Genomic DNA, 26,591 nt, shown 5'->3' on the forward strand with positions numbered 1-26,591 from the left:
ACGGTATGGTCCCCAGCCGTCCTCATCATACTGCTGCTCTGAGCGTTCTCGCCGCGTCGACCAGGTGTTCGAGCGACGCCTTGACCTCCGGCCAATCGCGGGTCTTGAGGCCGCAATCGGGGTTGACCCAGAGCCGGCGGGCGGGGACTGCCGTCAACGCCTTTTCAAGCAACGCCTGCATATCGGCCCGATCGGGCACACGGGGGGAATGGATGTCCCAGACACCCGGGCCGATCTCGTTGGGGTAGGAGAAGGCGCGGAAGGCGTCGAGGAGTTCCATGTCCGAACGCGAGGTTTCGATCGAGATCACGTCCGCGTCGAGGGCGGCGATTGCGTCCATGATGTCGTTGAATTCGGCGTAGCACATATGGGTGTGAATCTGGGTTTCGTCGGCGACGCCGGAGGCCGATAGCCGGAAGCAGTCGATGGCCCAGTCGAAATAGGCCTGCCAATCCTTGCGCCTTAGCGGCAAGCCCTCGCGGAGGGCAGGTTCGTCGATCTGGATCATGCCGATGCCCGCCTTTTCGAGATCCAGAACTTCATCGCGGATCGCGAGGGCGATCTGGCGGCAGGTGTCGGCGCGCGGTTGATCGTCGCGCACGAAGCTCCATTGCAGGATGGTCACAGGGCCGGTGAGCATGCCTTTCAAAGGTCTGTCGGTAAGCGATTGGGCGTAGGCAGACCATTCGACGGTCATGGCGCCGGGGCGGGAGACATCACCATAGATCACGGGCGGTTTGACGCAACGTGAGCCGTAGGACTGAACCCAGCCGTTCCTGGTAAAGGCGAAGCCCGAGAGCTGTTCGCCGAAATATTCCACCATATCGTTGCGTTCGAATTCGCCATGGACGAGGACGTCGAGACCGAGCTCTTCCTGGATACGTATGCTGCGCTCGGTTTCGGCCTTCAGAAAGGCGTTATAGGCGGCGGCATCGAGTTCGCCGCGTTTGTGCGCAGCCCGGGCCTGCCGGACGTCTTTTGTCTGGGGGAAAGAGCCGATTGTGGTTGTCGGGAAGAGGGGGAGCTTGAAGCGGTCGGTCTGCTTTTGCTGGCGGACGGCGTAGGGGCTTTCGCGCGCCAAATCCTCTGAACGGATTGCCGCAGCGCGCTTGCGGACGGTGGGGTTCGTCGTGCGCGGGGATGCGGTGCGGCTCGCGACAGCCGTCTTGCTTGCCGAAAAGGCTTCGCGAGCCGCGCTCTCACCACGCTTTATGGCAAGAGTGAGGGCCTGGATCTCGCCGAGCTTTTGCCTGGCGAAGGCGAGCCAGGATTTGAGTTCGTCATCGAGCGCGGTTTCGAGGTCGAGATCGACCGGGGAATGCAGGAGCGAGCACGACGGCGCGATCTGCAGCCGGTCGGGGCCGAGAAGGTCCCAGGCGCGGCGGACGCGCTTGAATTTTTCGTCGAGATCGGCGCGCCAGATGTTGCGGCCATCGATGAGGCCGAGCGAGAGGACCGTGTCTTTGGTCCGCGTGACAGCCAATACATCCTCGAGCTGCCCGGATGCTCGGGCGAGGTCGATGTGGAGACCCGCTACGGGCAGGTTCGCTGCGAGCGGCAGGTTATCGCCCAGGGCGCCGAAATAGCTTGCGAGCATGATCTTCGGTGCGGCGGTACGCAGGACATCATAGGCCCGGACGAAGGCGGCGCGCTGCTTGTCGGAGAGGTCGAGGGTGAGCATCGGTTCGTCGATCTGAACCCATTGCGTGCCGGCGGCCTTGAGCGCGGAGAGCAGTTCGGCATAGGCAGGCAGGACTTTGTCGATAAGGTCGATAGGCTCGAGATCGTCGTCCCTGGATTTGCCCAGCGAAAGCCATGTCACCGGGCCGAGGACGACTGGCCGGGTTTCAATGCCCTGAGCCTTGGCTTCGAGGTACTCATCGATCGGTTTGCGCGAGGAAAGCGCAAATTCCTGGTCGTGCGTGAACTCAGGGACGATGTAGTGGTAGTTGGTGTCGAACCACTTGGTCATTTCCATAGCCGGCGCATCGGCTGTGCCGCGAGCGCAGGCGAAGTAGAGCGGGTGCGGGGTATCGCTTTCGAGCACTTCGAAGCGGCTGGGGATCGCGCCGAAGGTGATCGTTGTGTCGAGCACGTGGTCATAGAGCGAAAAATCGTTTGAAGGGATGACATCGATCCCGGCATCTTTTTGCAATTGCCAGTGGCGCACGCGCAGCTTGGCTGCAGTTGCCAAAAGATCGGTGATATCGGTTTCGGCCTTCCAGTAGGATTCGAGGGCTTTCTTGAGTTCACGGTGCGCGCCGATGCGCGGGAAACCGAGATTGGCTGAGAGGGTCATGGGGTTGCCTTTGCAATAGAAGCCATTGCCCGGCGCGGCGCGCCAGGTTGCGGTGTTCCTGGATTCTGGTGACTGGATCTGCCCGAGGCGGGGGCTCCTCAGGCGGTGCGCATTCGTTGCGCGCTCGCTCCTGTCCGTGCAAAGGCCATAAAACGCTTGGTCATCGGTCTATCCTCCGCCGATCCGCCCGATCGGTTTTTCGTTTGGAACCAAAGTCCGCGGTAGGTCTCCTGGCTTGCGGCTTTTCGGGATGTCCGCCTTCCCAGGGGCAAGCCCCAGTGGCTTTCGTTCGGACATCCAACACCGCTTACAGTTGCGGGGGCAGCTTCGGACTTGCACCGAATTCCCTGTTATCCCCTCGCGGGGACCGCGGACAGGCTGGACGATGCCGCAAATGCGGGATGGAGTCAACTAGACATAAAGATATCTTTATATCCGTGTTGCGACGGCAGTTGCAAGGCGTGGCGCATGGGCTGTCGAGGTTTCATTTCCTATATCGGTAAAAATTGCCGGTTGACGCGACTCTGCCGAGTCACACAATATCTTGTGTGTCACGGTTCCTCTAATCGCAAGATCGGGGGCTAAGACGGGAAGCCGGTGAAAATCCGGCGCTGTCCCCGCAACTGTAAGCGGTGAGCCGATTCCCAGTTGTGCCACTGGCGCCAGAAGGCGTTGGGAAGGCGGGAATCGGCGCTTCATCCCGCAAGCCAGGAGACCTGCCGTGGCGGAAACCTATTTTTGACGAGCGGGGTGTCTCGTTGGGTTCGCATTGCGCGCGGCAGGCCGTTTGGGCTGCCAAACGTCGTGCGTGCCTTCATGTGCCCCGTACATAACATCCGGGGTACCGATGTCTGAATTTCTCTCTACCGATCCAACCTATGCCGTTGTGCCGGGCGTTGCGGAACGGCCCGTTGCCGCCATGTCCGAGCCGGGCTTTCATGTCATTCGCAGAAACGGCACAGTGACACCGTTCGACTCGACCAAGATTTCTGTCGCACTCACCAAGGCATTCCTCGCTGTTGAGGGCAACACAGCGGCGGCGTCGCGGCGTATTCATGAAATCGTCGAGGGGCTGACCGAGGAAATCGAAGCCGCACTGACGCGTCGGCCTGGCGAGGGGCGGACGCTTCATATCGAGGATATTCAGGATCAGGTGGAACTGGCGCTGATGCGCGGTGGGCACCACAAGGTGGCACGCGCTTATGTGCTCTATCGCGAGCGCCATGCCGCCGAGCGCGCGGAGACCGAGGCGAAAAACCCCAAGCATGTTGCCGAAGAACCCGGGCTCAACATGCGCGATGCCGAGGGCAATCTGGTGCCGCTCGATTTCGTGCGGCTGGAAAGGGTCGTCATCGAAGCCTGTGAGGGGTTGGAGGGCGTTTCGGCTGAGGCTGTTCTGGCTGAAGCGCAGCGCAACCTTTACGACGGCATTGCGCTTGACGAGTTGGCGCTGGCGCCGATTCTCGCGGCACGTACGCTTGTTGAAAGCGAGCCCGACTATGCGCAGGTGAGCGCGCGGCTCCTGCTCGACAAGCTACGGCGCGAAGCATTGAGTTTTGTGTTCGACCGGCCTGAGCAGGCGACGCAGGCGGATATGGCGACGCGCTATGCGGAGTATTTTCCGGCCTATGTGAAAGCGGGGATCGAGGCGGAAATGCTCGATCCGGAGTTGGCGCGGTTCGATCTTGAGAGGATTGCCGCGGCGATCAAGCCTGAGCGGGATATGCAGTTCCAGTATCTGGGGTTGCAAACGCTTTACGACCGGTACTTCCTTCACGTTTCGGGCACGCGCTACGAGCTGCCGCAGGCATTCTTCATGCGCGTAGCGATGGGCCTCGCTCTGCGCGAAGTGGAGCGCGAGGCGCGGGCGATCGCGTTCTATAATCTGCTCTCAAGCTTCGACTTCATGGCGTCGACACCGACGCTGTTCAACGCCGGTACGCGTCGGCCGCAACTTTCCTCGTGCTTTTTGACAACGATCGGGGACGATCTCGACGGGATCTTCAAGGGCATCAGAGACAACGCTCTGCTGGCCAAATATTCCGGCGGGCTCGGCAATGACTGGACGCCGGTGCGGGGGCTCGGGGCGCATATCAAGGGGACCAATGGCGAGAGCCAGGGGGTCGTGCCGTTTCTGAAGGTCGCCAACGATACGGCGATTGCGGTCAATCAGGGCGGCAAGCGCAAGGGAGCGGTCTGCGCCTATCTCGAGACCTGGCATATCGACATCGAGGAATTCCTCGATCTTCGGAAAAACACCGGTGACGACCGACGGCGCACGCACGATATGAACACGGCCAATTGGGTGCCGGACCTCTTCATGCAGCGGGTCGCCGAGGACGGGAAGTGGACGCTGTTCTCGCCAGATGAGGTGCCGGGGCTGCACGATCTTTACGGCGCGGCATTCAAGGCGGCTTATGAGCAAGCGGAGGCCGATGCCGAAGCGGGGCGGATCAAGGTCCATAAGACCATCCGCGCCGTCGATCTCTGGCGCAAGATGCTCACCATGCTGTTCGAGACGGGGCATCCGTGGATCACGTTCAAGGACCCGTGCAATCTGCGCTCGCCCCAGCAGCATGTCGGGGTGGTGCATTCTTCCAACCTTTGTACCGAAATCACGCTCAACACCTCGGCGGATGAGGTGGCGGTGTGCAATCTCGGATCGGTGAACCTCGTTGCGCATATCGATGACGCGGGGCTCGACCGAGACAAGCTCGCCAAAACGGTCAAGACGGCGATGCGGATGTTGGACAATGTGGTCGATATCAATTTTTACACGATTCCGGAGGCGCGGCGGTCGAATTTGAAGCATCGACCGGTTGGGCTAGGGCTGATGGGGTTTCAGGATGCGCTTCAGATGCAGGGCATCGCCTATGCGAGCGACGCGGCGGTGGAATTTGCCGACGAGAGCATGGAGGTGATTTCCTACCATGCGATCTCGGCTTCGGCCGATCTGGCTGAGGAACGCGGGCGCTATCAGAGTTTTGAGGGCTCGCTGTGGGCGCAAGGGATTTTGCCCATCGACTCGGTCGAGCGCGTCGCCGATGCGCGGGGCGAGGTCGATATGGATCGCACCCAACGGCTCGATTGGGAAACGCTGCGGGCGCGGGTGAAATCGGCCGGGATGCGCAATTCCAACTGCCTTGCGATTGCCCCGACGGCGACGATTTCGAACATTTGTGGCGTTAGCCAGTCCATTGAGCCAGCGTATCAAAACCTCTACGTCAAAACCAATATGAGCGGCGATTTCACCGTGGTGAATGCGCTGCTCGTCAAGGAACTCAAGGCCCGCAGGCTTTGGGACGAGGTTATGATCGCCGATCTGAAGTATTTCGATGGCAGCGTCGGGCAGATCGACCGGATACCTGACGATTTGAAGGCACGCTTTGCGACGGCGTTCGAAATCGAGGCCAGCTGGCTCATCAAGGCGGCTTCACGCCGGCAGAAGTGGATCGATCAGGCGCAGTCTCTCAACCTCTATGTCGCCAACCCGTCAGGCAAGGCGCTCGATGCGACCTATCGGCTGGCGTGGGAGATGGGGCTCAAGACGACCTACTATTTGCGCGCACGTTCGGCGACGCATGTGGAAAAGTCGACGCTCAAGGGGACGGACGGGAAGCTCAATGCCGTCTCGCCGGTCATTGTACCCGAGGCCGTAAATGCCTGTGCAATCGACGACCCCGATTGCGAAGCCTGCCAGTAATCTCCGCGAATTTAAGGATACACCAATGTCTACCCTTTCCTGGGGCGATGCCCCCAGCCATGCCCCGCATGTCGACCCGAATGCCCAGGCGGATGCGACGGGCCTTGGCGAAATCGAGCGCGGCGGCGCTCGTGTGTCGGTCTCCGACAAGGCGATGATCAACGCCCGCGCGGACGTCAACCAGCTCCTGCCTTTGAAATACAAATGGGCGTGGGAGAAATATCTTTCAGGCTGTAACAACCATTGGATGCCGACCGAGGTTTCCATGCAGGCTGATATCGCGCTCTGGAAGTCGCGCGACGGGCTGACCGACGACGAGCGGCGGATGCTCAAGCGCAACCTCGGGTTCTTTGCGGCATCGGAAAGCCTTGTGGCGAACAATATCGTTCTGGCGATCTACCGGCATCTCACCAATCCCGAATGCCGGCAGTATTTGCTGCGGCAGGCGTTCGAGGAGGCGGTGCATACCCACACCTTCCAGTACATCGTCGAGAGCCTGGGGCTCGATGAGGGGGAACTCTTCAACATGTATCGTGAGGTGCCCTCGATCACCGACAAGGCGGCATGGGCGCTCACCTATACGCAAAGCCTCGACGATCCGAACTTTGCCACCGGGACGCCGGAGGCCGATCAGGCGTTCCTGCGCGATCTCGTGGCGTTCTATGTCATTTTCGAGGGGATGTGGTTTTATACCGGCTTCGCACAGATTCTGTCGCTCGGGCGCCGCAACAAGATGGTGGGGATTGCCGAGCAATATCAGTACATCCTGCGCGACGAGAGCATCCACCTCAATTTCGGGATCGACGTGATCAACCAGATCAAGATCGAGAACCCGCATTTGTGGACCAAGCCGTTTCAGGAGGAAATCCGGGGTATGCTCAAACGGGCGGCGGAACTCGAGGCGGCGTATGGACGCGATACGATGCCCAACGGATTTCTGGGGCTCAATGCGGCGCTGTGCGAGCAATACATGCACTTTATCGCCAATCGCCGGTGCGCGCAGTTGGGGCTCGAGCCGGTATTCCCGGCGGCGGACAACCCGTTCCCGTGGATGAGCGAGGTGATGGATTTGAAGAAGGAGAAGAACTTCTTCGAGAGCCGGGTGATCGAGTATCAGACCGGTGGTTCGCTGAACTGGGATTGACGCAGGATCGGGCCGGTTTTCCGGCCCGATTACAGGGCCCGACGCAGGTGATTGTCCCAGGCAGGCGCCTGCGGGTCCGCTTCGCGGATCGTGTGGAACGTCCGCGGTCCGGTTTCGGCAATTGCCCCACGACCACTGGTCGAGAGCACTACGCCAGGGCCTTGCGGGGCGATGCCGCAGCCGTCGGCGAGGTCCTGCGTGCCCAAATAGGCGCCGGTCGCCGTATCCCAATAGGCGATGAGCCCGCCATGGGGCGACGAGGTTGCGAGAATGGTGCCGGAGCGGTCGACAGCGACGGATCCGACGTAATTGTCCATGCGCCGCAGTACACCATCGGGCGGCGAGAATAGTTCGATCTCCTTGCCCCGGCGGTGGCGTCCTACGAGGGGTGGGCGGTCGGACGGATTGCCCTGATATTGGCAGCCGAACCAGACGACGCCTGCGCCGTCGATGGCCATGTGCCGGATCGAGAGCTGATGCAGGGCTGGGGGAAGCTCGACCTTTTCGGTGATCTCTCCGGTCGTGATGTCGCTATAAACGAGGCTCGGCTTCATCTCGGGGATGTTGAGGTCGATGCCGTCATAATCGGGATGGGTGAGGATGCCGCCATTTGCGGTGACCAACGTCTTGCCGTCTGGCATCAGGAGGGTTTCGTGCGGACCGATGCCGCCGGTCGCAAACTCGCCGATACGGGCGGAGCTGCCCGAAACGTCGTAGACGCCGACCACACCGCGTTCGCCGTCGTAGTCGTTCTCGGTGGCGAACAGCAGATGGCCGTCTGCGGTGAACGCGCCGTGGCCGAAATAGTGCCGGTCCGGGTCGGCGGGCAGGACGACCGGCTCGGCGTTGCCGTCAAGTGAGAACAGTATGGCGAACCGGCCGGGCGCCCGCGCAAAGGCGACGGCACGTCGGCGTTCGGCGTCGATGGCGAAGGAGTGCCCACGCGCCTCCAGGGGGAGGACAAGTCTGTCCCTACCTTCCGCGTCAATCACGGCGGCCTCGTAGCCACCGCTGGCAAGGCGCGCGCCGATGAACAATGCCTCGTCTGCGGCGTCCTGAGCGAGGGCCATCCGGGCCGGTGCCAGGGTCGCACCGGTCAGGGCAAGGAAGGTGCGTCTGTCAATCGCCGTCGAGTGCATTGAACCCCATCACAAGTCCAATGGCACCGGTCAGCATATCGTTGACGGTGTCGTTGGCTAGGCCAAGAGCCACGGTAACGTAGCGCAGGTGTTCCCAGGCGTCGGGATCGTAGAACGCGGTCTCGACCGGCATATCGATTTCCTCAAGCCGTTCGCGGATCATGCGCAGGTCGAAACGGATTGAGGATATGACGGTCGATTGATTGACGGGTAGCTCGTCTTCGAAGTCCGTGGAGGCGATCAGTGCGTCGAGACCGCGGGCCTGGGCTGCGAGGAAGGTGAAGGTCAGATCGCTACGCCAAAAGGGAGCGCGGCGGGGGTTGGCCGCGCTTTCGTCTTTGCCGACGGCGGGGCCGAGTTCAGCGCTTGCCATGAATTGGAGTGCTGTCGAAAGCGCTTTGACGAACTCATTGGCAACCTCCCGCTTGTCGCGGTAGAGATCGACTGCGGGGCCCGGTGCGGTGAACGCGGTGTGGTACGCGGCGCCCGATTGCCATTCAGCCTCGACCTCGTGAGCGATAGCGCCGAGGTTGCCGGCGACGGCGTGTGCGTAGGCGCAGCGGTAGGGAACGGTATCGTTCGTCAGCGTTTCGGCGCCCGAGCCCCAGAGCAGGTATTCCAGTGCGGGCAGGCCCTGCATGGCGACGCTTTTTTCCGCGAGCGTTGTCGGGTCGGTCGCGGTGATATCTTTCCCGGCGAGAAGCTCCTGAACCTGCCGCAGGATGACGCCGCGTGCGTCGGGCCAGAAGAATATCCGCTCGAAACGATTTTCGGTGGCCAATGGACCGAAGCGGAGGGTTGAGAGCGTACCCCACGATTGCACGGTGTGCGCGAAGGCATCGCGGCTTTGGGCAAGGGCGTCAGGCGACGGCGTTTCGCAAAGCATTGCAACGCTTTGCTCAAGGGCCGCCGCAGCTTCGGTGAATGCCGCCGTCGCTGGGGCCGCGAAATGCTCGGCTATGCGCAGGCCGACCGCATCGGGAATCGGGTCATCCTGCGCGGATGCAGCACCGGACATCAGTGCAAGGGCAGCAATTGCCATGGCGAACCTTGCCAGCATCAGAGCGACTCCAGAAATGCTATGAGGGATTGGCGGTCTTGGGGCGGCATGGCGACAACCGCATCGCGTGCGGCTTGCGCCTCGCCGCCGTGCCAGAGGATGGCTTCGAGCAGGGTGCGCGCGCGACCGTCATGGAGGTAGGCGGCTTCGTCATTGACCGTGGCGGTGAGGCCGATGCCCCAAAGCGGCGGCGTGCGCCATTCATAGCCGTTGGCCGTGCCTTCCGACCGATAGTCGGCAAGACCTTCGCCCATGTCATGCAGCAGCATGTCGGTGTAAGGCCAGATGAGCTGGAATTGCTGGGCGGGATGGTCCGCGTCGCGGCGGGTGACGAATTTGGGCGTGTGGCAGCTTGTGCAGCCGGTTTCGTAAAAGATCTCCTTGCCGCGCAGAACTGCGGGGTCATCGACATCCCGCCGCGCGGGCACGCCAAGATTTTGCGAATAGAAGGTGACGAGCGCGAAGAGGTCGGCGGGCACTTCATGCTCGCCCAGATGCGCCTGCGCGCCGTGGGGCAGGGCGCGGCACTCGGGCTGGCCGTTTGTGCATTCGCCCCAGTGGCTCGGGACGAGCGGGGTCGAAAGTCCCATATCGCCCGAAAATGCGTGGGCCGATTGCATGGCGACGCTCGGTTGGGCGGCTTTCCAGCCGAAGCGGCCGAGAACGCGTTCCCCGTTTTCGTCGAGCGTCCAGCTTGGCCGGCCGGAAATACCGTCGCCGTCAGCGTCTTCGGGATCGGCAAGTGCGAGGATGTCGGCCTCGTGGATAGCCTCCAAAAGACCGAGGCCGATCATGGGCTGGGCGACGCGGGCGGAGAGCATGATATCGTCACCCAGTGGGCCATAGCCGGGATTGCCGATGGACAGGGTTGGCGCGCGCAGCGTTGCAGTTTCGCCGCCGGAGAGTTCGACGGGGACATCGTCGTATGTGATTTGCACCTGGCCTTCGGCGGGCAGGCCGGCGGCGGCGAAATCCTGAAGCTGCAAACCGTAAATCGGGTGCGGCGCGGCGGGGATCTGCCCAGCGTCGATCATTGCCTGCTGTTCGGCAGTCGCGGGCACGGACAGACGGACGAGGAGCGAGACTGCCGGGTCATCGAGCGATGCGGGGGCGTGTCCGCGTCCGTCCTTGATATGGCAGGACTGGCAGGAGCGCGCGTTAAAAAGAGGGCCCAGCCCGTCCGAGGCGAGGGTCGAGGAGGGGGCGGTTGCCCAATCCTTGCGGAACAACCCGTTGCCGAGCAGAAAGGTTTCCTGATCCTCGAAAGAGAGATTACCCGAGGGGTTGGAAAAGGCGTTGGCGTTGACAGGCTTGGTCGAGGTCGCCGCGCCGGCCTGCATGGCTTCGTAGGTTTCAGCGGCGTCGAAGGCAGTGGTCGGTTCGGTTACGCGCGCGACGCGGGCCAAGTCTTCGGCCGAAAGGTCGTCGCGGCGATACGCGTCCGATCCCCACGCGACCGCACCGACAAGGCAAATGACAAGGGTTGAAACAAGCGAAGTGAGGCGCAAAAGTCTGGTCCTGCAAAAAGAAAGGGCCGCCACTCCCGCGCCGGCCCTTTATTGATATTAGCCGAAGACGGCGTCGGGGTTGTCGAGACTGTCGGAGCCTTCGAGTTCGATACCCGAAATGTTGAGCGCGTCAATGATGCGCTCGATCGTGCGGGTCTGGTCCACGAGCCCGTCGATTGCGGCCTGAACAACCGCATTACCCTCGGCGTTGCCCTCGCCGATCATCTGGTCGTAGGCTTCAATCGTGTCGCCGCGGGTCTTGAGGGTTTCGAAGGCTGCGATGGTCGTATCGAGCTTCACGTTCATCTCTTCCGCGAGGGCAGAGTCGGTTTCGGCAACCAGTTCGGCGAGGCTTGGGCCTTCGACCAGCGAACCGTCCACACGCTCATAGGTGCCGTTCCAGACGTTAACGATGCCCTGTACGTCGTAGTAGTGCGAGTTGTGGGTATTGTCCGAAAAACAGTCGTGCTCTTCTTCGGGATCGTTGAGCAAGAGCCCCAGTTTCATGCGCTCGCCTGCGAGCTCGCCGTAAGAGAGCGAGCCAAGGCCCGTCAGCATGGCTGCGACGCCTGCTTCCGGATCGGCTGAAAGCTCGGCGCGCGCGGCGCCATCCGCCTGCCAGTTGGCAACCATTTCTTCGAGATCGGAAATCAGGAGATCCGTCGCGGCGACGAGATAGTCGATACGGCGCTCGCAATTGCCGCCGGTACAGTTGGCGGGGTCGAAGTCTGTCGCGGGACGCGTGCCGGCACCTTCTCCCGTACCGTTGAGATCCTGGCCCCAGAGCAGGAACTCGATGGCATGATAGCCGGTCGCGACATTGGCTTCGACACCACCGACCTCATGGAGTTCCTGGAGAACCTCGGGCGTGATTTCGCTCACATCGACTTCGGCGCCACCGGCGGAAACGGTATCGTTCGCGATGACGTTGACCGCGTAAAAGGCGTTGACGTCCGATTCGGTGCCATAGGAAGCATCCACATAGTCGATGAGGCCTTCATCGAGCGGCCAGGCGTTCACCTTGCCTTCCCAATCGTCCACGATAGCGTTGCCGAAGCGGTAGGCTTCGGTCTGCTGGTAGGGTGCGCGGGCGGCGAGCCAGGCTTCTCGCGCGGTGGTCAAGGTTTCCGCAGTCGGGTCCGCGACTAGTGCATCGATGGCGGATTTAAGTGCCTGGGCTGTGGTCAGGCTGTCCTCGTAGGCCGCCAGCGCGACGTTGGCATACGTGTCGACGACGGCCGAGGCTTCGACGGCGTTGGCGTTCTGGGCCAGCGCAGCGACGGCGACGCCTGCCAGAAGGCTGCTTGCGGTGAATTTCTTGATCATTTAGGTCCCCCAATGGCCGGGTTATTGAGCCCGGAGCTGAGCTGCGAAATATCATGAGTATGATACTCATGTTTTAACTAACCCAAGCCATCCTGTTTGGCAACAGCAAGCGGATCATAATCGCTCTATGCTTTACCTTCGGCGTGGGACCGAATATGACCTGCCCGTCCGAGTTCCCCTTCCCGTCATCACCCGGACAACTGGGTGATGACGGGAAGGGGAAACCTTATCCTCAAGTGTTAACGGGCCTATCATGAGCGATTTCATCCTCACCCTTTCGTGCACCGACCGGCCGGGTATCGTCGCGGGGGTTACGACCGAGCTTTTCGGGCTCGGCGCCAACATTGCCGAAAGCAATCAATTCTGGGACCGGGATACGGGCAAGTTCTTCATGCGTATTGCCTTTACCGCGCCGGACGCGGTGGGCAAGGAGGCCGTCGAGCGGGCGCTGACGCCGGTCGTCGAGCGGTACGAGATGAAGACCATGATCGCCGATACCGCGCGCGTACCCCGCGTGGTCATAATGGTCTCGAAGTTCGATCATGCGCTGTTACACCTACTTTATCAGATCAAGGTGGGCTGGCTGCGAGCCGAGGTCGCGGCGATCATCTCCAATCATGAAGATGCGCGCAGCATTGCGGAGGCCGAAGGCGTTCCTTTTTACATCTTCCCTGTTGAGAAGGAGCAGAAGGCCGAGCAGGAGGAAAAGGTCCTCGCGGTGGTCAAGGAAACCGGGGCGGATCTCGTCGTCCTGGCGCGGTATATGCAGATCCTTTCCGATACGCTCGCCACGCGGCTTTATGGCAAGGCGATCAATATCCACCATTCGTTCCTGCCCTCGTTCAAGGGCGCGAGACCCTATCATCAGGCGCATGAGCGCGGCGTGAAGATCATTGGCGCGACGGCACACTACGTGACGCCCGACCTTGACGAAGGTCCGATCATCGAACAGGAGACGGCGCGGGTGACTCATGCGATGAGCCCCGACGATCTTATCGCGGTGGGCCGGGATATCGAAAGCCGGGTGCTGGCGCGAGCGGTGAAATCGCACCTTGAAAGCCGGGTGATGCTCAACGGGCACAAGACGGTCGTTTTTGGCTAGGGCAAAGCAGCGGATTGGATAACTGGAATATGAGCGCACAGATCATCGACGGGAAAGCCGTCGCACAGGATGCTATTGCCAAGGTCCAGTCCGGGACCAGGGCGCTATCGGGGACGCATGGCGTGACGCCGGGGTTGGCCGTGGTTCTGGTTGGTGAAGATCCGGCGAGCCAGGTCTATGTCGCTTCCAAGAGCCGGATGGCGAAGGAATGCGGGTTTCACTCGGTCCAGCATACGCTGCCGGCAGAAACGACGCAGGATGAGCTTCTTGCTCTGATTGAGTCGCTCAACGCCGACCCGAAGATTCACGGCATTCTCGTGCAATTGCCGCTGCCGGGAGGGCTCGACGAGCGTACGACCATCGGTGCGATCGATCCGGCCAAGGATGTGGACGGCCTGCACGATATCAGCATCGGCCGGCTTGCTTCGGGACAAATGGAGAAGACGCTCGTGCCGTGTACGCCCAAGGGGTGCATGGTGCTGCTCGACAGTGTTTATCCCGAGGGGATTTCAGGTTTCGACGCGGTCGTCGTCGGGCGTTCGAATCTCGTGGGGCGACCCGTCGCGGCGCTCTTGCAGCATGCCAACGCCACGGTGACGATTGCACATTCGCGGACGCGTAATCTTCCCGAGCTTTGCCAGCGGGCAGACATTCTCGTTGCGGCAATCGGGCGGCCCGTGTTCATCAAGGGCGACTGGGTCAAGCCTGGCGCGACGGTGATCGATGTGGGGATCAACCGCATTCCGGCGCCCGAGAGGGGCGAGGGGAAGACGCGTCTTGTCGGCGATGTGGAATTCGCGGCGGCGAAAGACCGTGCTGCGGCGATCACGCCGGTGCCCGGAGGGGTCGGGCCAATGACCATCGCCATGCTGATGGCCAATACGTTGAGCGCGGCAGAGCGGAGCGTGGGGTAAAGAGAAAGGCCGCCCGGGAGGCGGCCTTTTTCGTTCAGGCGTTAAGCAGCCACTCGTGCTCTTTCTGGTTGTGAAACCGCCAGATGCGTTTGGGGCCGGCCATGACATTCAGATAATAAAGGTCGTATCCATGGATCGCCGCGCAGGGGTGGTACCCCTTGGGCACGAGCGTTGTGACGCCGTCTTCGACAAGCATCGTTTCATCGAGTGACCGGTCGTCGGTATAGACCCGCTGGAAGGCGTAGCCCTGGGGCGGATTGAGGCGGTGGTAATAGGTCTCTTCGAGCGCCGATTCGGCAGGCAGGTTATCCTGGTCGTGCTTGTGGGGTGGATAGGATGACGTATGCCCGCCCGGTGTGATGACTTCGACGACCAGAAGGGAATCCGCGGTGTCATCGGTTTCGGGCAGGATATTGGTGACGTAGCGGACGTTGGTGCCCTTGCCGCGCGTCTCCTGGCCCAGCCCGTCGGGTGCGATAACACGGACCTGTTTCGATCCGGTCGTATCGGGTGCCGAACAGGCGGCGAGTTCCAGGTCGGTTGTTGCCTCGACGCTCCAGCTGCTGTTGCCCGGCAGGTAGACCGAATAAGGCTTGCCGTCGAACGGGCTCATCCGTTCGCCCAGCTCGCCCAACGCTTCGCCATTGGCAACGACTTTACCCTTGCCCGCGACAAAAACGAGGCAGACTTCCCTGTCGCCGGTCTCTCCGCTTGCCACCGAACCGGGGGTGAGCTTATGGACATCGAAGCCAACATAGGTCCAGCCCGCGCTTTGCGGGGTGACCGCGATCACCTTGCCGGTTTCACCAACGGGTTTAACGAGAAGATCGGCCATTGCTGCCTCCCTTATTTCTGAATGGAAAACCCCGCGTTTTTAAGCGTCTTTTCCAGATAGTCGTAGCCGAGCTTGGCGTATTTCGCGGGCTCGGCCTTTTCAGGATCCTGCTCGGCTTCAACCACGACCCAGCCGGTATATCCACCCAGTTCGGCGAAGACGCGCGGGAAGTCGATGAGGCCGTCGCCTGGCACAGTATAGATGCCCGCAAGGACGGATTTCAAAAAGCTCCAGTCCTCCTTATGGGCTTGCCACATCACATCCTCGCGCACGTCCTTGGTGTGGACATGGGTGATACGGTCCTTGTAGTGCCGCGCAACGCGCGCGGGATCGCCGCCGCCCCAGGTCACGTGACCGGTATCGAGCAGGAGCTTGACCGCGTCGCCAGTCGACGCCATCAGGCGGTCGATTTCGGCCTCGGTCTGACAAATCGTGCCCATGTGGTGGTGGTAGACGACCTCTAGGCCATATTCCTGCATCATCTTCTGCGCGAAGGCGGTCAGGCGCATGCCGAATTGGGCCCAAACGTTATGGGGCAGGACCGGACGCGCGGAGAGCGGCGTGTCGATCTGGCCCTGGATGGTGTTTGAGGTCTCGCAGGTGACCATCACCTTGCAGCCCATGTCGCGCAGGAGCGTGGCGTGGTCCTTCACCGCTTCCATTTCCGCGTCGACATCGCGCACAAGCAGTTCGCAGCTATACCAGCCCGAGACGAGATCGTGGCCGTAGGTGCTCAGCACGGGGCGCAGGGCGTCTGCCTTGCGGGGGAATTTGTTGCCCAGCTCCATGCCGGTGAACCCGGCGGTCTGGGCTTCGGAAAGGCATTGTTCGAGCGGGATGTGGCCGCCCACTTCCAGCATGTCGTCGTTGGACCAGCCGATTGGATTGGCGCCAATGCGGATCATAGGGGATAGCTCCAGATGATGTGCGCGCCGGACTAGCCGATGCGCTGGTGTTTCAGGTGTTCTTCATACGCCTTGCGAGCGTCCTGGACCTCTTTGCGGTCGCTGACTTCCGGCACCGCCACGTCCCACCAGTGGCCGCCAGCTTCGGTGGCGATCAACGGGTGGGTGTCGATGACGATGACGGTCGTGCGGTCGTTGGTCTTGGCCTTTTCGAGTTCGGCTTCAAGATCGGCGATCGAGGAGACTTTGGTCGTGATCGCTCCCATGGAGCGGGCATGCGCGGCGAAGTCGATATTGGGGAAGACCTCGTATTTGCTGTCTTCGAGCAGGTTGTTGAAATTGGCGCCGCCGGTTTCCATCTGCAGGCGGTTGATGCAGCCATAGCCCCGGTTGTCGAGCAAGACGACGGTGATCCGGGCGTCCTTGCCGAGCATGACGGAGGTCGCCAGCTCGGAATTGAGCATCATGTAGGACCCGTCTCCCACCATGACGACCACCTCTTCGTCCGGCTTTGCGAGCTTGACGCCAAGGCCGCCGGCGACCTCGTACCCCATGCACGAGAAGCCGTATTCGAGATGATATGAGCCGGGCGCGCCGGACTCCCAGAGCTTGTGCAGTTCGCCAGGCAGTCCGCCTGCGGCGCAAACGACGGTGGCGGCGCTGGTCAAGGTCCGCTGCACCGCACCGATCACCTGAGCATCCGAGGGCAGCTCGGTATTGCTCGGTGCCCGCACCGCATCGGACGCCTCCTGCCATTTGGCCTTGCCGGCCTTGGCTTCCTCGGTCCACGCGCTCGGCGCCGACCAGCCGGAAAGCTGCGCGTCTATATCAGCCAGCCCGATCTTGGCGTCGCCCACGACAGGGACGGCATTGTGCTTACCCGCATCGAAGGCTTGGGTATTGAGCGCGACGATCTTCATTTCGGGATTGCGGAACAAGGCCCAGGAACCGGTGGTGAAATCCTGCATGCGGGTGCCGACGGCGAAGACGACGTCGGTCTGCATGGCGAGGTCGTTGGACGCCGAGGTGCCGGTGACGCCGACCGAGCCCATCGCGAGCGGATGGGTATGGGGCAGGGTGGATTTCCCCGCCTGGGTTTCCAGCACCGGGACGCCGTATTTCTCCGCGAACGCCTTGAGGTCCTCGGTCGCCTGCGAATAGAGCACGCCGCCACCGGCGATGATGACGGGCTTTTTCGCGGCCTTGAGCGTTTCGACAGCTGCTGCGATTTCATCGACATCGGCGCGCGGACGACGGAAGGTCCAGACTTTTTCCTCAAAGAAGCTTTCGGGATAGTCGTAGGCTTCGGCTTGCACGTCCTGGCAGAGCGCGAGCGTCACCGGGCCGCATTCGGCGGGGTCGGTCAGGACCTGCATGGCACGGCGGAGCGCTGGGATGATCTGCTCGGGACGGGTGATCCTGTCGAAATAGCGCGAGACGGATTTGAACGCGTCGTTGGCCGAAATGGTGCCGTCGCCGAAATCCTCGACCTGTTGGAGCACCGGGTCGGGCAGCCGGTTGGCGAAGACGTCGCCGGGCAGCAGCAGCAAAGGCAGGCGGTTGACATGCGCGACGGCGGCGGCAGTCACCATGTTGAGCGCGCCAGGACCGATGGAGGTGGTGCAGGCCATCATGCGGCGGCGAAACATTGCCTTGGCGTAGGCGATGGCGGCGTGGGTCATGCCCTGCTCGTTGTGGGCGCGGTAGGTCGGCAGTTCGTCGCGCACGCCATAGAGCGCCTCGCCCATGCCGGAGACGTTGCCGTGACCAAAGATGGCCCACACCCCGGCAAAAATCGGTAGCTTTTCGCCGTCGATGACGGTCATCTGGCGCGACAGGAAACGCGCTACCGCCTGGGCCATGGTCAGCCGAACAGTTTTCACGCTCATGAAATCTCTTCCCTTAATATTGCGGGCGGGCGGCAATCATGCTGCCTTGGCGCCGCGGATACGCTGCCAGCTTTCGGTCAGCGTTCCAAATCGTTGTGCCATATCGGCGATAGCGGTTTCATCATCGATTTTGCCCGAAAGCCACTTTGCCGCCGCGTCGGCGAAAATCGTCCGGCCGACGGCAAAGCCTTTGACCGTGCGTGATTGTGCGGTCGCTGCAAATGCCCGTTCGAGCTCTTCGGCTGGCGCTTCGAGTCCGAGCAGCACCACACCCCGGCAATAGGGGTCTTCGCGTTCGATCACAGCGTCTATGTTGGCCCATGCCGCGCTAGAGGCCTGCGGTTCGAGCTTCCACCAATCGGGCTTGATGCCGCGTGCGTAGAGGTCTTCGAGTGCACGAGCGATCGTCTTGTCGTCGAGCGTGCCATTTTTGCCCGCGATGATTTCGATCAGCAGTTCGCGCCCGACCTTGCGCGCGGCCTGGTAGAGCGTATCGAGCTTTTGTGCCTGGGTTTCCTTGAGTTCCGGATCGTCATCAGGGTGATAGAAGCACAAGCATTTGATGCAGTGGTCGACCGGCCATTCGATCAACCGGCTCCCCAGATCCTGCGAAAACTCGAACTGCAGCGGGCGCGAGCCGGGCAGTTCCACAGGCTTGCCGATCCAGAACTTGTCCTTCCTGGACGCATCGAAGATTGCCTCGCGGCCATATTTGTCGTCGAGCAGCATGCCATAACCATCGGCATCGCCCGCGATGCGAATGGCCGCCTGGACGGCGAGTTGCTTGAACGCGCCGATCTTTTCGAGCGGCGCACCGACCCGCTCGGCCATGTCTTCGAGCTGCGAGCGATGGTCGATGGCGAGCGCCATCAGCGAGGGGTATTCACGGCGGCGCGTCGTCGCCCAATGGATGTGGTTGAGCGCTTCGTCTTTGCGCAGCGCTTTATGGCTCGACCCGTTCTTGAGGAAGTATTCGAGCTCGGCGAAGGTGGGGATTTCGGGCGAACACAGAAGCCTTGAAACGGCGAAGGCACCGCAGGCGTTGGCCCAAGTCGCGCAGGTTTCCAGCGGCTCTCCGCGCAGATAGCCGCGCAGGAAGCCCGACATGAAGGCATCGCCTGCCCCGAGCGTATTGTAGACCTCGACCGAAAAGCCTTTGCCCACGATTCCGTCTTCGAGGTCGTCGCTGATCTCGCCCTCATAAACGATACATCCCTGGGGGCCGCGCTTCAGGACGATCGTCGCGGAGGATAGACGACGGATCGTCCTGAGCGCGGAAAGGAGATCGGTTTCACCCGAGGCAATGAGGACCTCTTCCTCGGTACCCACGATCAAATCGCAATGGGGGAGAACCTTCATCATGCGGCTCGAGACGATATCGGAGGCGATATAGCGCTCTTCGCCTTGGGCGTGCCCGGCAAGGCCCCAGAGATTGGGGCGGTAGTCGATATCGAAGATGACCTTCTTGCTTCCTGCCTTTGCAAGAGCCATCGCCTTTTCCTGGGCCGCGTCGGTGTTGGGCTTGGAAAAATGCGTGCCCGACACCAGCACTGCCTTGGCGCGGGCGACGAGGTCTTCGGAAATGTCCTCAGGGGAGAGCGCCATATCGGCGCAGTTTTCCCGGTAGAAGAGCAGGGGGAAGGTCTTGTCGTCCTCGATCCCGAGGATCGCCAGCGCCGTGAGCCGGTCGGGGTCGGTGACGATGCCGGAGGTCTCGACGCCTTCGCGGGTCATCTGCTCAAGGATGAACCGGCCGAACTGCTCGTCGCCGACGCGGGTGAAGATCGCCGATTTCAAACCCAGCCGCGCGGTGCCAATGGCGATGTTGGCCGGGCAGCCGCCAACGGATTTGGCGAAGCCGGCAGTGTCTTCGAGGCGCGCACCGATCTGCTGGCCGTAAAGATCGATGGATGAGCGGCCAATGGTGATGACGTCGAGTTCAGCGGCCGACGGCGCCATGGTCGTGTCCTCCCGATTCGGCGCACGATGCGCCCTACTGTCGATGGGCGCTTTTTAGACCGTAACGAATGAAACGTCAATTCCGGCCTAATTCAAATCAGAACATTTGTTCTATTCTATGATCCTCTGTTCCATTTGTGACTGCCCCTTGTGTTTCTCGGCTACAGCCACTGCAAGGGTCATGGCGAGGATCATGGTCGCTCCCAGGGTCCGGAAGCCTTCGAAATCGGATTCGGCAACCTCGAACCACGCATCGGCCATGGTGGCGATGGGCGAGAGGACGGAATCGGTGATCGAGACGATCTTCGCGCCCTTTTCACGGGCAAGATGGGCGAGAGAGACTGTTTCGCTGGCGTAGGGCGTGAAGCTGACCACCAGCGCAGCGTCGCGGGGCGAAATGAAGGCTGTCTGCTCAGGTGCGAGCCCGGCAACGGCGTTGATCAACACATTGGGTACGCCCAGTTTTCCGAGCGCGTAGGCCATGTAGGAGGTGACGGGGAACGAGCGGCGCAGGCCGATCAGGTAGATCGTTTCGGCGTCCGCCAGCAGCGAGACCGCATGGTCGAGCGTCTCGGGGTCGAGCTTGGCCTTCAGCTGAACGAGCGAACGCTCCGCGGCGTTGGCGAAGCCTTCCATGATCATATTTGCGCTCGAGGCCGTGAGACCGTGCTCGCGCAACTGGGCGAGGCGTTGGTCGTAATTGGGTACCGGATCGCGCAGGCGGGCGCGGAACACGTCCTGCATTTGGGAAAAGCCCTGGTAACCGAGGGCTTGGGAAAAACGCACCAGCGTTGAGGGTTGCACATTGGCATGGGCCGCTATCGAGGCGGCGGTGCCGAAGGCGATTTCGTCGGGATTGGCGAGCGCGAATTCTGCAACCTGGGCGAGGCGCTTGGGCAGAGCGGGGCGCCGCTCGACGATAAGCTGTTGAAGGCCGTCGAAGTCGCGCGGTGGGGCGTCTTGTTCCTGACGTGTGGTATCTTCGGTCAAACCTCTGATTCTCCTTCCAGGGCCTGCGCGAAGATCGCGTTAGCCTGCCGGACCTGATGAAAAATGAAATCGGCGACCTGGCCGACGCGCCGAATGGCGCGCAAGTCTTCATGGACCACGAGCCAATAGGACCGCCCTATGGTCGCGCGCGGCAGAACTGGGATCAGCTCGGGGTATTGGCGCGCGATGAAGCTGTGCAAGATGCCGATGCCGGCGCCCGCGCGCACGGCTTCTGTCTGACCGATGGCGCTTGAGACTTCGAAATGCGAGCGCCAATCGGGATAAATTTCGCGGGTGAAGTTGAGTGAGGGCGTGAAGATGAGGTCTTCGACATACCCCACAAGCTGGTGATCCTTGAGATCGGCGATTGAAGAGGGTGTGCCATGGCCGTCGAGATAAGCCTGCGACGCATAGAGCGCGAGGCTATAATCGACGAGCTTGCGGGCGACGAGGCGGCCTTGTGTGGGGCGTTCGAGCGTGATGGCGATATCGGCTTCCCGGCGTGAGAGGGAGAAGCTGCGCGGCACCGGCACGAGCTGGATCGTGAGGTCAGGATGGCGCTCGGTCAGCTGCCCGAGCCTTGGCGCTAGGAAGGCCACGCCGAAGCCATCCGGGGCACCGACGCGTACCGTGCCCGAAAGTGTTTCATCGGTGCGGCCGGTTTCCGCGCGGGCGGCGAATATGGCGCTTTCGACGGTCTCGGCGTGGCTGAGCATCGCTTCACCCTCCGCCGTCAAGTCGCAACCGTTGGTACGGCGGATGAAAAGCCTGGATCCCAGTGCGGTCTCAAGCGCTGTGAGCCGCCGTGCCACTGTCGCATGATTGAGCCCGAGGCTCCGCGCCGCAGCCAGAATCTGCCCCGTGCGGGCGATGGCAAGGAAGATGCGGATGTCGTCCCAGTTCATCTCTATCCTGAGCGGCTTTAATTTTTGCACAACAGATGCGGAAACTATCGCATTGAATGTTGTTTTTTGAAAGGGCAATCTCCCTCCAACGCAACATGGGAGGTTACCGTGGATACCATCGGACATTTCATCGGCGGCAAACGCGTCGCCGGGCAGTCGGGCCGGACGGCGGATGTGTTCAACCCGGCGACGGGCGAAGCGAGCTCTACGGTCGCGTTGGCGAATGGCGCAGACCTTCAGGCCGCCGTCGACGCAGCGCGGGAGGCGCAGCCCAAATGGGCGGCCACCAATCCACAGCGGCGCGCGCGGGTGTTCTTCAAGTTCGTTGAACTGATCAACACGCATATGGATGAGCTGGCGGCGTTGCTTTCGTCCGAGCACGGCAAGACGATCGAAGACTCCAAGGGCGATATCGTGCGCGGTATGGAAGTCGCCGAATTCGTCTGCGGCATTCCACATTTGCAGAAGGGCGAGTTTACCGAGGGCGCGGGTCCGGGCATCGATATGTATTCGATGCGCCAGCCGTTGGGTATCGGTGCGGGTATCACGCCATTCAATTTTCCGGCCATGATCCCGATGTGGATGTTTGCTCCGGCAATTGCAGCGGGCAACGCCTTCATCCTCAAGCCGTCGGAGCGCGATCCGTCCGTGCCGATGCGGCTGGCCGAGTTGATGATGGAAGCCGGGCTGCCCGCCGGTATCCTCAATGTCATCAACGGCGACAAGGAAGCCGTGGACGGTATTCTGGACCATCCGGACATCTCCGGCGTCTCGTTCGTGGGTTCGACGCCGATCGCGCGCTACGTCTATGGCCGCGCGGCCAATAACGGTAAGCGCGTGCAGACCTTCGGTGGCGCCAAGAACCACATGATCGTCATGCCTGACGCCGACATGGCGAAGGCCGCCGACGCGCTGATGGGCGCGGGCTACGGTTCGGCTGGCGAGCGCTGCATGGCGATTTCGGTGGCTGTGCCGGTGGGTGAGGAGACGGCGGATCGTCTGGTTGCGGCGCTTGCTCCGAAGATCGAAAGCCTCAAGATCGGGCCTTATACAGACCCGGCAACCGACATGGGCCCTGTCGTCACCAAGGCGGCGCAGGAGCGGATCAACGCACTGGTTGAAAAGGGCATCGAACAGGGCGCCGAGCTGGTCATCGACGGGCGCGGGTTCAAGCTGCAGGGCTATGAGAACGGGTATTTCGTCGGCGGCACGCTGTTCGATCGCGTGACCCCCGATATGGACATCTATCGCGAGGAAATTTTCGGTCCGGTGCTTTCGGTGGTCCGTGCGAAAACGTATGAAGATGCCATCGACCTGCCGATGAAGCACGAATACGGCAATGGCGTTGCGATCTTCACGCGCGACGGCGATGCGGCGCGGGATTTCGCGAGTCGGATCAATGTTGGCATGGTCGGCATTAACGTGCCGATCCCGACACCGCTGGCCTATCACAGCTTCGGCGGCTGGAAGGCATCGAGCTTTGGTGACCTCAATCAGCACGGCACGGACTCGATCAAGTTCTGGACCCGCACGAAGACGGTCACCTCGCGCTGGCCGTCGGGGATCAAGGACGGCGCCGAATTCTCGATGCCCACTATGAAGTAAGGGTCTCACGCCCCTTTTCTCCTCCCGCGAGGTCGGTGCGCTCCTGAGCCCACTCACCCAAAATGAGTGGGCTCACTCGCTTTTTGCCTGCGTGGTCCCGTTACCTCCTTCCAAATCGACAGGTCGCTGCCTGTCGATTTGGATGAAGCGGGACACTATTGCGTGCCGACCTCGATCCATTTTTGCTGCTCGTGCGATGCTGCCATGGCATGCACGGCGCGCTCGATCTCCAGTCCCCGCTCGAAATCGATCACGCGGGCGGGCGCACCGGCAATGGCGTTAAGAAGCTCGCGGCATTCGATCGTCTTGAGGTCGTTAAAGCCGAGCCCATGCCCAGGCGCCGGGATGAAGCGGTCATAGGGCGCGTGCTGTGGCGCAGCGAGAATTGTGCGGAAGCCCTGGTTGGCGCTCTCGTCGGTCGTCGTATAGAGTTGCGCTTCGTTCATCCGTTCCTGGTCGAAAAGGATCGAACCCAGTGATCCGAAGATCTGGATCGCGATGCGGCCCTTGCGGCCCCATGATGCGCGGCTAACCGCGAGCGTGCCCGATATACCGGAAGCCAACTCGAACAGAACGCTGGCAATATCGAAATTCTCCACCTCACGCGGCACACCGTCATAAGTCGGGCGATTGGGGTAGGGCTTGCTCATATGTGTGAAGACGCGGCCGACCGGGCCGAAGAGTGTCATGAGCAGCGACAGGGGATGAACCGCGAAGTCGTCGAGGGCACCATAACCGGCAGCGGCTTCGTTTTTCCATGAGAATGGCGTCTTTGCAGAGGCCATGAAATCTTCGTCCATCTCCAGACGAATGTGATAGACCGTGCCGATGGCGCCAAGGGTGAGCAGGGATTCGATGTGGCGGATGATCGGGTTCTGGATGTAGTTATACCCCAGAACAGCAACCCGCCCCGAGGTCTTTGCCGATTTCGCCATCGCTTCTGCGTCGGCGAAAGCCGGAGCCATGGGTTTTTCGCACCAGACATGCTTGCCCGCTTCGAGCGCGGCAACGGCCATTTCGGGATGGAAGGCGTTGGGCGTGGTGATCGAGACGACATCGACGTCAGGGTCGGCAATCAGCTCACGCCAGTCACCGGTGGCTTTCTCGAAGCCCAGCGCCTTGGCGCGCGCTCCGGCAAGGTCGGCATTGGCCTCCGCCAAATGCACCAGCCGCGGTAAGGGGCCTTCGCCGAAGACCGGCAGGACGTTGGTCCAGGCCAGCGCGTGGCACTTGCCCATATAGCCTGTGCCGATCAGGCCGACGCCGATATGCTCCATTGCCACCCTCCTCCCAACGGCACTTTTTTCAGTGTAGAACATTTATTCTATCGGCATGCAATTCTGAAACGCATATAAAAATGGCGCGCATGGATTGCCATGCGCGCCGGAGCATTCCGTCGAAATGAAGTGGCTAGGCGGCCTCTCCAGCACCCTCCGGCGGGGCCATGGCGCCGGTCATGATCGCAACCGCATCGGACATTGAATAGTCCTTGGGATTGACCAGCGCAACACGCCGGCCCAGCCGATGGATGTGGATGCGGTCTGCGACCTCGAAAACGTGCGGCATGTTGTGGCTGATGAGCACGATCGGCAAGCCACGTCCACGCAACTCGAGGATCAGGTCGAGCACCTTACGCGACTCCTTCACCCCCAGCGCCGCGGTGGGCTCGTCGAGGATGACGACGCGTGAGCCGAACGCTGCCGCCCGGGCCACCGCAACGCCCTGGCGTTGACCGCCCGAAAGCGTTTCCACGGGCTGCTTTATGTTCTGGATCGTCAGGAGCCCCAGGTCGGAAAGCTTCTGGCGGGCGAAGTCCTCCATCGCTTTCTTGTCGAGCGCGCGGAAGTATTTGCCGAGGAGCCCGGCCCGCCGCCGCTCGCGGCCCATGAACATGTTGTCCGCGATGGAGAGGGCAGGGGACAGCGCCAGCGTCTGATAGACCGTTTCAATCCCTGCAGCCCTTGCCGCCATAGGCGAATGGAAATGTACGGACTGGCCTTCGAGCGTGATTTCACCGGCATCAGGGGTCATGGCGCCTGAAAGCGTCTTGATCAGAGTGGATTTGCCCGCGCCATTGTCGCCGATCACGGCGAGGATTTCGCCGGGATTGAGTTCGAAATCGGCATGGTCGAGCGCAACGACACGGCCGAAGCGCTTGACGAGGCCCTTCGCGGCAAGGATTGGGGTAACGGTTGAAGTGCTCATGCTGAAACCCTCCGGATCCACTGGTCGAGCGCAACTGCACCGATGATGAGAACGCCGATGAGCAGGTAGGTCCATTGCGGATCGGTTCCGATCAGGCGCAGGCCGAGGCCGAAGACGCCGACGATCAGCGCACCGAACAGCGCTCCGAGAATGGAACCACGGCCGCCGAAGAGCGAAATGCCGCCGATCACCACGGCTGTGATGGATTCGATGTTGGTGAACTGGCCCGCTGTTGGGGAGACCGATCCGATCCGGCCGATCAGGACCCAGCCCGCGAGCGCGCAGATCAAGCCGCCCAGTGTGTAGACCGAGACCTGCATCTTCCGCACCCGCACGCCCGAAAGCTTAGCCGCTTCGGCATCATCGCCAATAGCGTAGACATGGCGACCCCACGCCGTGTTGTTGAGAACGTAGTTGAGGATGAACACCAGCGCGACCATGGCGATAACGCCGTAGGTAAAAACCGCGCCGCCGAAGCGGATGCTTTCACCGAAGAACTGCAGAATCGGCGCCTCGGCCTCGATATCTTGAGAACGTATGGTTTCGTTGGCTGAATAAAGGAAGTTCGTCGCCAGAACGATCTGCCACATGCCAAGTGTGACGATGAAGGGCGGCAGACGTACGAAGGCCACGAGCACACCGTTGATCATGCCGCACAGCCCGCCAACTATGAAGCCGCACAGCACCGCGATTTCCGGCGGCAGACCGTAACGGAACGCGAACTGGCCCATGACGACCGAACTCAAAACCATGATCGCGCCGACTGAAAGGTCGATGCCGGCGGTCAGAATTATGAGCGTCTGCGCCGCAGCTACGATGCCAACGATGGACACCTGCTGCAGGATCAGCGTCAGCGAGAAGGGCGAAAAGAACCGGTCGCCCAGGATGACGCCGAAGATGGCGACTGAAAGCAGCAGGATGATCAGCGGGATCAGCGCCGGGTTGACGTGCAGCGCGTGCTGGATGCGCTTGAGCAGCGAGCGGTCCGTGTCCTCGAAGGACGCAACCTCCGCGTGGCTGCCCTTTAGCCCGCTTTCGAAATCCTGGGATGGGGTAGTGTTATCGCTCATGAACGGCGACTCCTCCTCGACTTTCGAAACCAG

19 protein-coding genes and 2 riboswitches are annotated in these 26,591 nt (G+C 61.5%); of the genes, 5 read left to right on the top strand and 14 right to left on the bottom strand.

Annotation, left to right across the window (positions count from 1 at the left end; translation table 11 throughout):
* Positions 1 to 25 precede the first annotated feature (25 nt).
* Entirely contained in the window at positions 26 to 2,299 is a 2,274-nt protein-coding gene (gene metE, locus LG281_RS17315) for a 5-methyltetrahydropteroyltriglutamate--homocysteine S-methyltransferase (RefSeq protein WP_404402941.1), read from the bottom strand.
* A 202-nt stretch (positions 2,300 to 2,501) separates the two neighbouring features.
* A riboswitch (cobalamin riboswitch) is annotated at positions 2,502 to 2,686 on the bottom strand.
* 150 nt (positions 2,687 to 2,836) lie between these two features.
* Positions 2,837 to 3,038: riboswitch (cobalamin riboswitch) on the top strand.
* A 180-nt stretch (positions 3,039 to 3,218) separates the two neighbouring features.
* Here metE and LG281_RS17320 point away from each other — a divergent pair.
* Positions 3,219 to 6,002, top strand: a complete 2,784-nt coding sequence (locus LG281_RS17320) for a ribonucleoside-diphosphate reductase subunit alpha (protein ID WP_404406808.1) — start codon at positions 3,219 to 3,221, stop codon at positions 6,000 to 6,002.
* A 25-nt stretch (positions 6,003 to 6,027) separates the two neighbouring features.
* Positions 6,028 to 7,146, top strand: coding sequence for a ribonucleotide-diphosphate reductase subunit beta (locus LG281_RS17325; RefSeq protein WP_404402943.1), 1,119 nt, complete (start codon positions 6,028 to 6,030; stop codon positions 7,144 to 7,146).
* Positions 7,147 to 7,175: 29 nt separating this feature from the next.
* Here the strand turns inward: LG281_RS17325 and LG281_RS17330 are convergent, their stop codons facing one another.
* The 4 genes from LG281_RS17330 to LG281_RS17345 are packed head-to-tail and all read right to left on the bottom strand — an operon-like array spanning position 7,176 to position 12,179.
* Positions 7,176 to 8,285 carry a DUF1513 domain-containing protein gene (locus LG281_RS17330; RefSeq protein WP_404402945.1) on the bottom strand — a complete coding sequence of 370 codons (1,110 nt, stop codon included), beginning with the start codon at positions 8,283 to 8,285 and terminating at the stop codon, positions 7,176 to 7,178.
* Positions 8,266 to 9,345, bottom strand: coding sequence for an imelysin family protein (locus tag LG281_RS17335; RefSeq protein ID WP_404402947.1), 1,080 nt, complete (start codon positions 9,343 to 9,345; stop codon positions 8,266 to 8,268). The genes LG281_RS17330 and LG281_RS17335 overlap by 20 nt, the downstream gene beginning before the upstream one ends.
* A complete protein-coding gene (locus LG281_RS17340; RefSeq protein WP_404402949.1) occupies positions 9,345 to 10,853 on the bottom strand; it encodes a di-heme oxidoredictase family protein in 1,509 nt (502 codons plus the stop codon). The genes LG281_RS17335 and LG281_RS17340 overlap by 1 nt, the downstream gene beginning before the upstream one ends.
* 57 nt (positions 10,854 to 10,910) lie before the next feature.
* Positions 10,911 to 12,179: an imelysin family protein gene (locus LG281_RS17345; protein ID WP_404402951.1), complete on the bottom strand. Its 1,269-nt coding sequence runs from the start codon at positions 12,177 to 12,179 to the stop codon at positions 10,911 to 10,913.
* Positions 12,180 to 12,432: 253 nt separating this feature from the next.
* Here LG281_RS17345 and purU point away from each other — a divergent pair, with 253 nt between their 5' ends.
* Positions 12,433 to 13,281: a formyltetrahydrofolate deformylase gene (purU, locus tag LG281_RS17350; RefSeq protein WP_404402953.1), complete on the top strand. Its 849-nt coding sequence runs from the start codon at positions 12,433 to 12,435 to the stop codon at positions 13,279 to 13,281.
* A 29-nt stretch (positions 13,282 to 13,310) separates the two neighbouring features.
* Positions 13,311 to 14,195: a bifunctional methylenetetrahydrofolate dehydrogenase/methenyltetrahydrofolate cyclohydrolase FolD gene (gene folD, locus LG281_RS17355; RefSeq protein WP_404402955.1), complete on the top strand. Its 885-nt coding sequence runs from the start codon at positions 13,311 to 13,313 to the stop codon at positions 14,193 to 14,195.
* 34 nt (positions 14,196 to 14,229) lie between these two features.
* Here folD and iolB read toward each other — a convergent pair whose 3' ends face one another.
* The 6 genes from iolB to LG281_RS17385 all read right to left on the bottom strand — a co-directional run bounded on the left by iolB (position 14,230) and on the right by LG281_RS17385 (position 21,678).
* Positions 14,230 to 15,030, bottom strand: a complete 801-nt coding sequence (gene iolB, locus LG281_RS17360) for a 5-deoxy-glucuronate isomerase (protein ID WP_404402957.1) — start codon at positions 15,028 to 15,030, stop codon at positions 14,230 to 14,232.
* Positions 15,031 to 15,041: 11 nt separating this feature from the next.
* Complete coding sequence (gene iolE / locus LG281_RS17365; protein WP_404402959.1) at positions 15,042 to 15,935, bottom strand: myo-inosose-2 dehydratase; 894 nt, start codon at positions 15,933 to 15,935, stop codon at positions 15,042 to 15,044.
* A gap of 32 nt (positions 15,936 to 15,967) precedes the next feature.
* Entirely contained in the window at positions 15,968 to 17,824 is a 1,857-nt protein-coding gene (gene iolD / locus LG281_RS17370) for a 3D-(3,5/4)-trihydroxycyclohexane-1,2-dione acylhydrolase (decyclizing) (RefSeq protein ID WP_404402961.1), read from the bottom strand.
* 36 nt (positions 17,825 to 17,860) lie between these two features.
* On the bottom strand, positions 17,861 to 19,783 hold the full coding sequence (iolC, locus tag LG281_RS17375; protein ID WP_404402963.1) for a 5-dehydro-2-deoxygluconokinase: 1,923 nt from the start codon (positions 19,781 to 19,783) through the stop codon (positions 17,861 to 17,863).
* A gap of 111 nt (positions 19,784 to 19,894) precedes the next feature.
* Entirely contained in the window at positions 19,895 to 20,773 is an 879-nt protein-coding gene (locus tag LG281_RS17380; protein WP_404402965.1) for a MurR/RpiR family transcriptional regulator, read from the bottom strand.
* A complete protein-coding gene (locus tag LG281_RS17385; RefSeq protein WP_404402967.1) occupies positions 20,770 to 21,678 on the bottom strand; it encodes a LysR family transcriptional regulator in 909 nt (302 codons plus the stop codon). Before LG281_RS17385 ends, LG281_RS17380 begins: the two co-directional genes overlap by 4 nt.
* 108 nt (positions 21,679 to 21,786) lie before the next feature.
* On the opposite strand from LG281_RS17385, the gene LG281_RS17390 reads away from it, so the two are divergent.
* Positions 21,787 to 23,283 (top strand): CoA-acylating methylmalonate-semialdehyde dehydrogenase, encoded by a 1,497-nt coding sequence (locus tag LG281_RS17390; protein WP_404402969.1) that lies wholly within the window; start codon positions 21,787 to 21,789, stop codon positions 23,281 to 23,283.
* Positions 23,284 to 23,438: 155 nt separating this feature from the next.
* Here the strand turns inward: LG281_RS17390 and LG281_RS17395 are convergent, their stop codons facing one another.
* From LG281_RS17395 to LG281_RS17405, 3 genes are all read right to left on the bottom strand, one after another.
* Positions 23,439 to 24,560: a Gfo/Idh/MocA family protein gene (locus LG281_RS17395; RefSeq protein ID WP_404402971.1), complete on the bottom strand. Its 1,122-nt coding sequence runs from the start codon at positions 24,558 to 24,560 to the stop codon at positions 23,439 to 23,441.
* Positions 24,561 to 24,693: 133 nt separating this feature from the next.
* On the bottom strand, positions 24,694 to 25,488 hold the full coding sequence (locus LG281_RS17400) for an ATP-binding cassette domain-containing protein (protein ID WP_404402973.1): 795 nt from the start codon (positions 25,486 to 25,488) through the stop codon (positions 24,694 to 24,696).
* On the bottom strand, positions 25,485 to 26,558 hold the full coding sequence (locus LG281_RS17405; protein ID WP_404402975.1) for an ABC transporter permease: 1,074 nt from the start codon (positions 26,556 to 26,558) through the stop codon (positions 25,485 to 25,487). Before LG281_RS17405 ends, LG281_RS17400 begins: the two co-directional genes overlap by 4 nt.
* Positions 26,559 to 26,591 lie beyond the last annotated feature (33 nt).

Source organism: Pelagibacterium halotolerans (assembly GCF_044811015.1).
In the GTDB taxonomy this organism is placed as follows: Bacteria; Pseudomonadota; Alphaproteobacteria; order Rhizobiales; family Devosiaceae; genus Pelagibacterium; species Pelagibacterium halotolerans_A.

Excerpts from the sequence above, each read along its gene's own strand:
- metE (WP_404402941.1), bottom strand. The coding sequence starts at position 2,299 with ATGACCCTCTCAGCCAATCTCGGTTTCCCGCGCATCGGCGCGCACCGT.
- LG281_RS17320 (WP_404406808.1), top strand. The coding sequence starts at position 3,219 with ATGTCCGAGCCGGGCTTTCATGTCATTCGCAGAAACGGCACAGTGACA.
- LG281_RS17325 (WP_404402943.1), top strand. The coding sequence starts at position 6,028 with ATGTCTACCCTTTCCTGGGGCGATGCCCCCAGCCATGCCCCGCATGTC.
- LG281_RS17330 (WP_404402945.1), bottom strand. The coding sequence starts at position 8,285 with ATGCACTCGACGGCGATTGACAGACGCACCTTCCTTGCCCTGACCGGT.
- LG281_RS17335 (WP_404402947.1), bottom strand. The coding sequence starts at position 9,345 with ATGCTGGCAAGGTTCGCCATGGCAATTGCTGCCCTTGCACTGATGTCC.
- LG281_RS17345 (WP_404402951.1), bottom strand. The coding sequence starts at position 12,179 with ATGATCAAGAAATTCACCGCAAGCAGCCTTCTGGCAGGCGTCGCCGTC.
- purU (WP_404402953.1), top strand. The coding sequence starts at position 12,433 with ATGAGCGATTTCATCCTCACCCTTTCGTGCACCGACCGGCCGGGTATC.
- folD (WP_404402955.1), top strand. The coding sequence starts at position 13,311 with ATGAGCGCACAGATCATCGACGGGAAAGCCGTCGCACAGGATGCTATT.
- iolB (WP_404402957.1), bottom strand. The coding sequence starts at position 15,030 with ATGGCCGATCTTCTCGTTAAACCCGTTGGTGAAACCGGCAAGGTGATC.
- iolE (WP_404402959.1), bottom strand. The coding sequence starts at position 15,935 with ATGATCCGCATTGGCGCCAATCCAATCGGCTGGTCCAACGACGACATG.
- iolD (WP_404402961.1), bottom strand. The coding sequence starts at position 17,824 with ATGAGCGTGAAAACTGTTCGGCTGACCATGGCCCAGGCGGTAGCGCGT.
- iolC (WP_404402963.1), bottom strand. The coding sequence starts at position 19,783 with ATGGCGCCGTCGGCCGCTGAACTCGACGTCATCACCATTGGCCGCTCA.
- LG281_RS17385 (WP_404402967.1), bottom strand. The coding sequence starts at position 21,678 with ATGAACTGGGACGACATCCGCATCTTCCTTGCCATCGCCCGCACGGGG.
- LG281_RS17395 (WP_404402971.1), bottom strand. The coding sequence starts at position 24,560 with ATGGAGCATATCGGCGTCGGCCTGATCGGCACAGGCTATATGGGCAAG.
- LG281_RS17400 (WP_404402973.1), bottom strand. The coding sequence starts at position 25,488 with ATGAGCACTTCAACCGTTACCCCAATCCTTGCCGCGAAGGGCCTCGTC.
- LG281_RS17405 (WP_404402975.1), bottom strand. The coding sequence starts at position 26,558 with ATGAGCGATAACACTACCCCATCCCAGGATTTCGAAAGCGGGCTAAAG.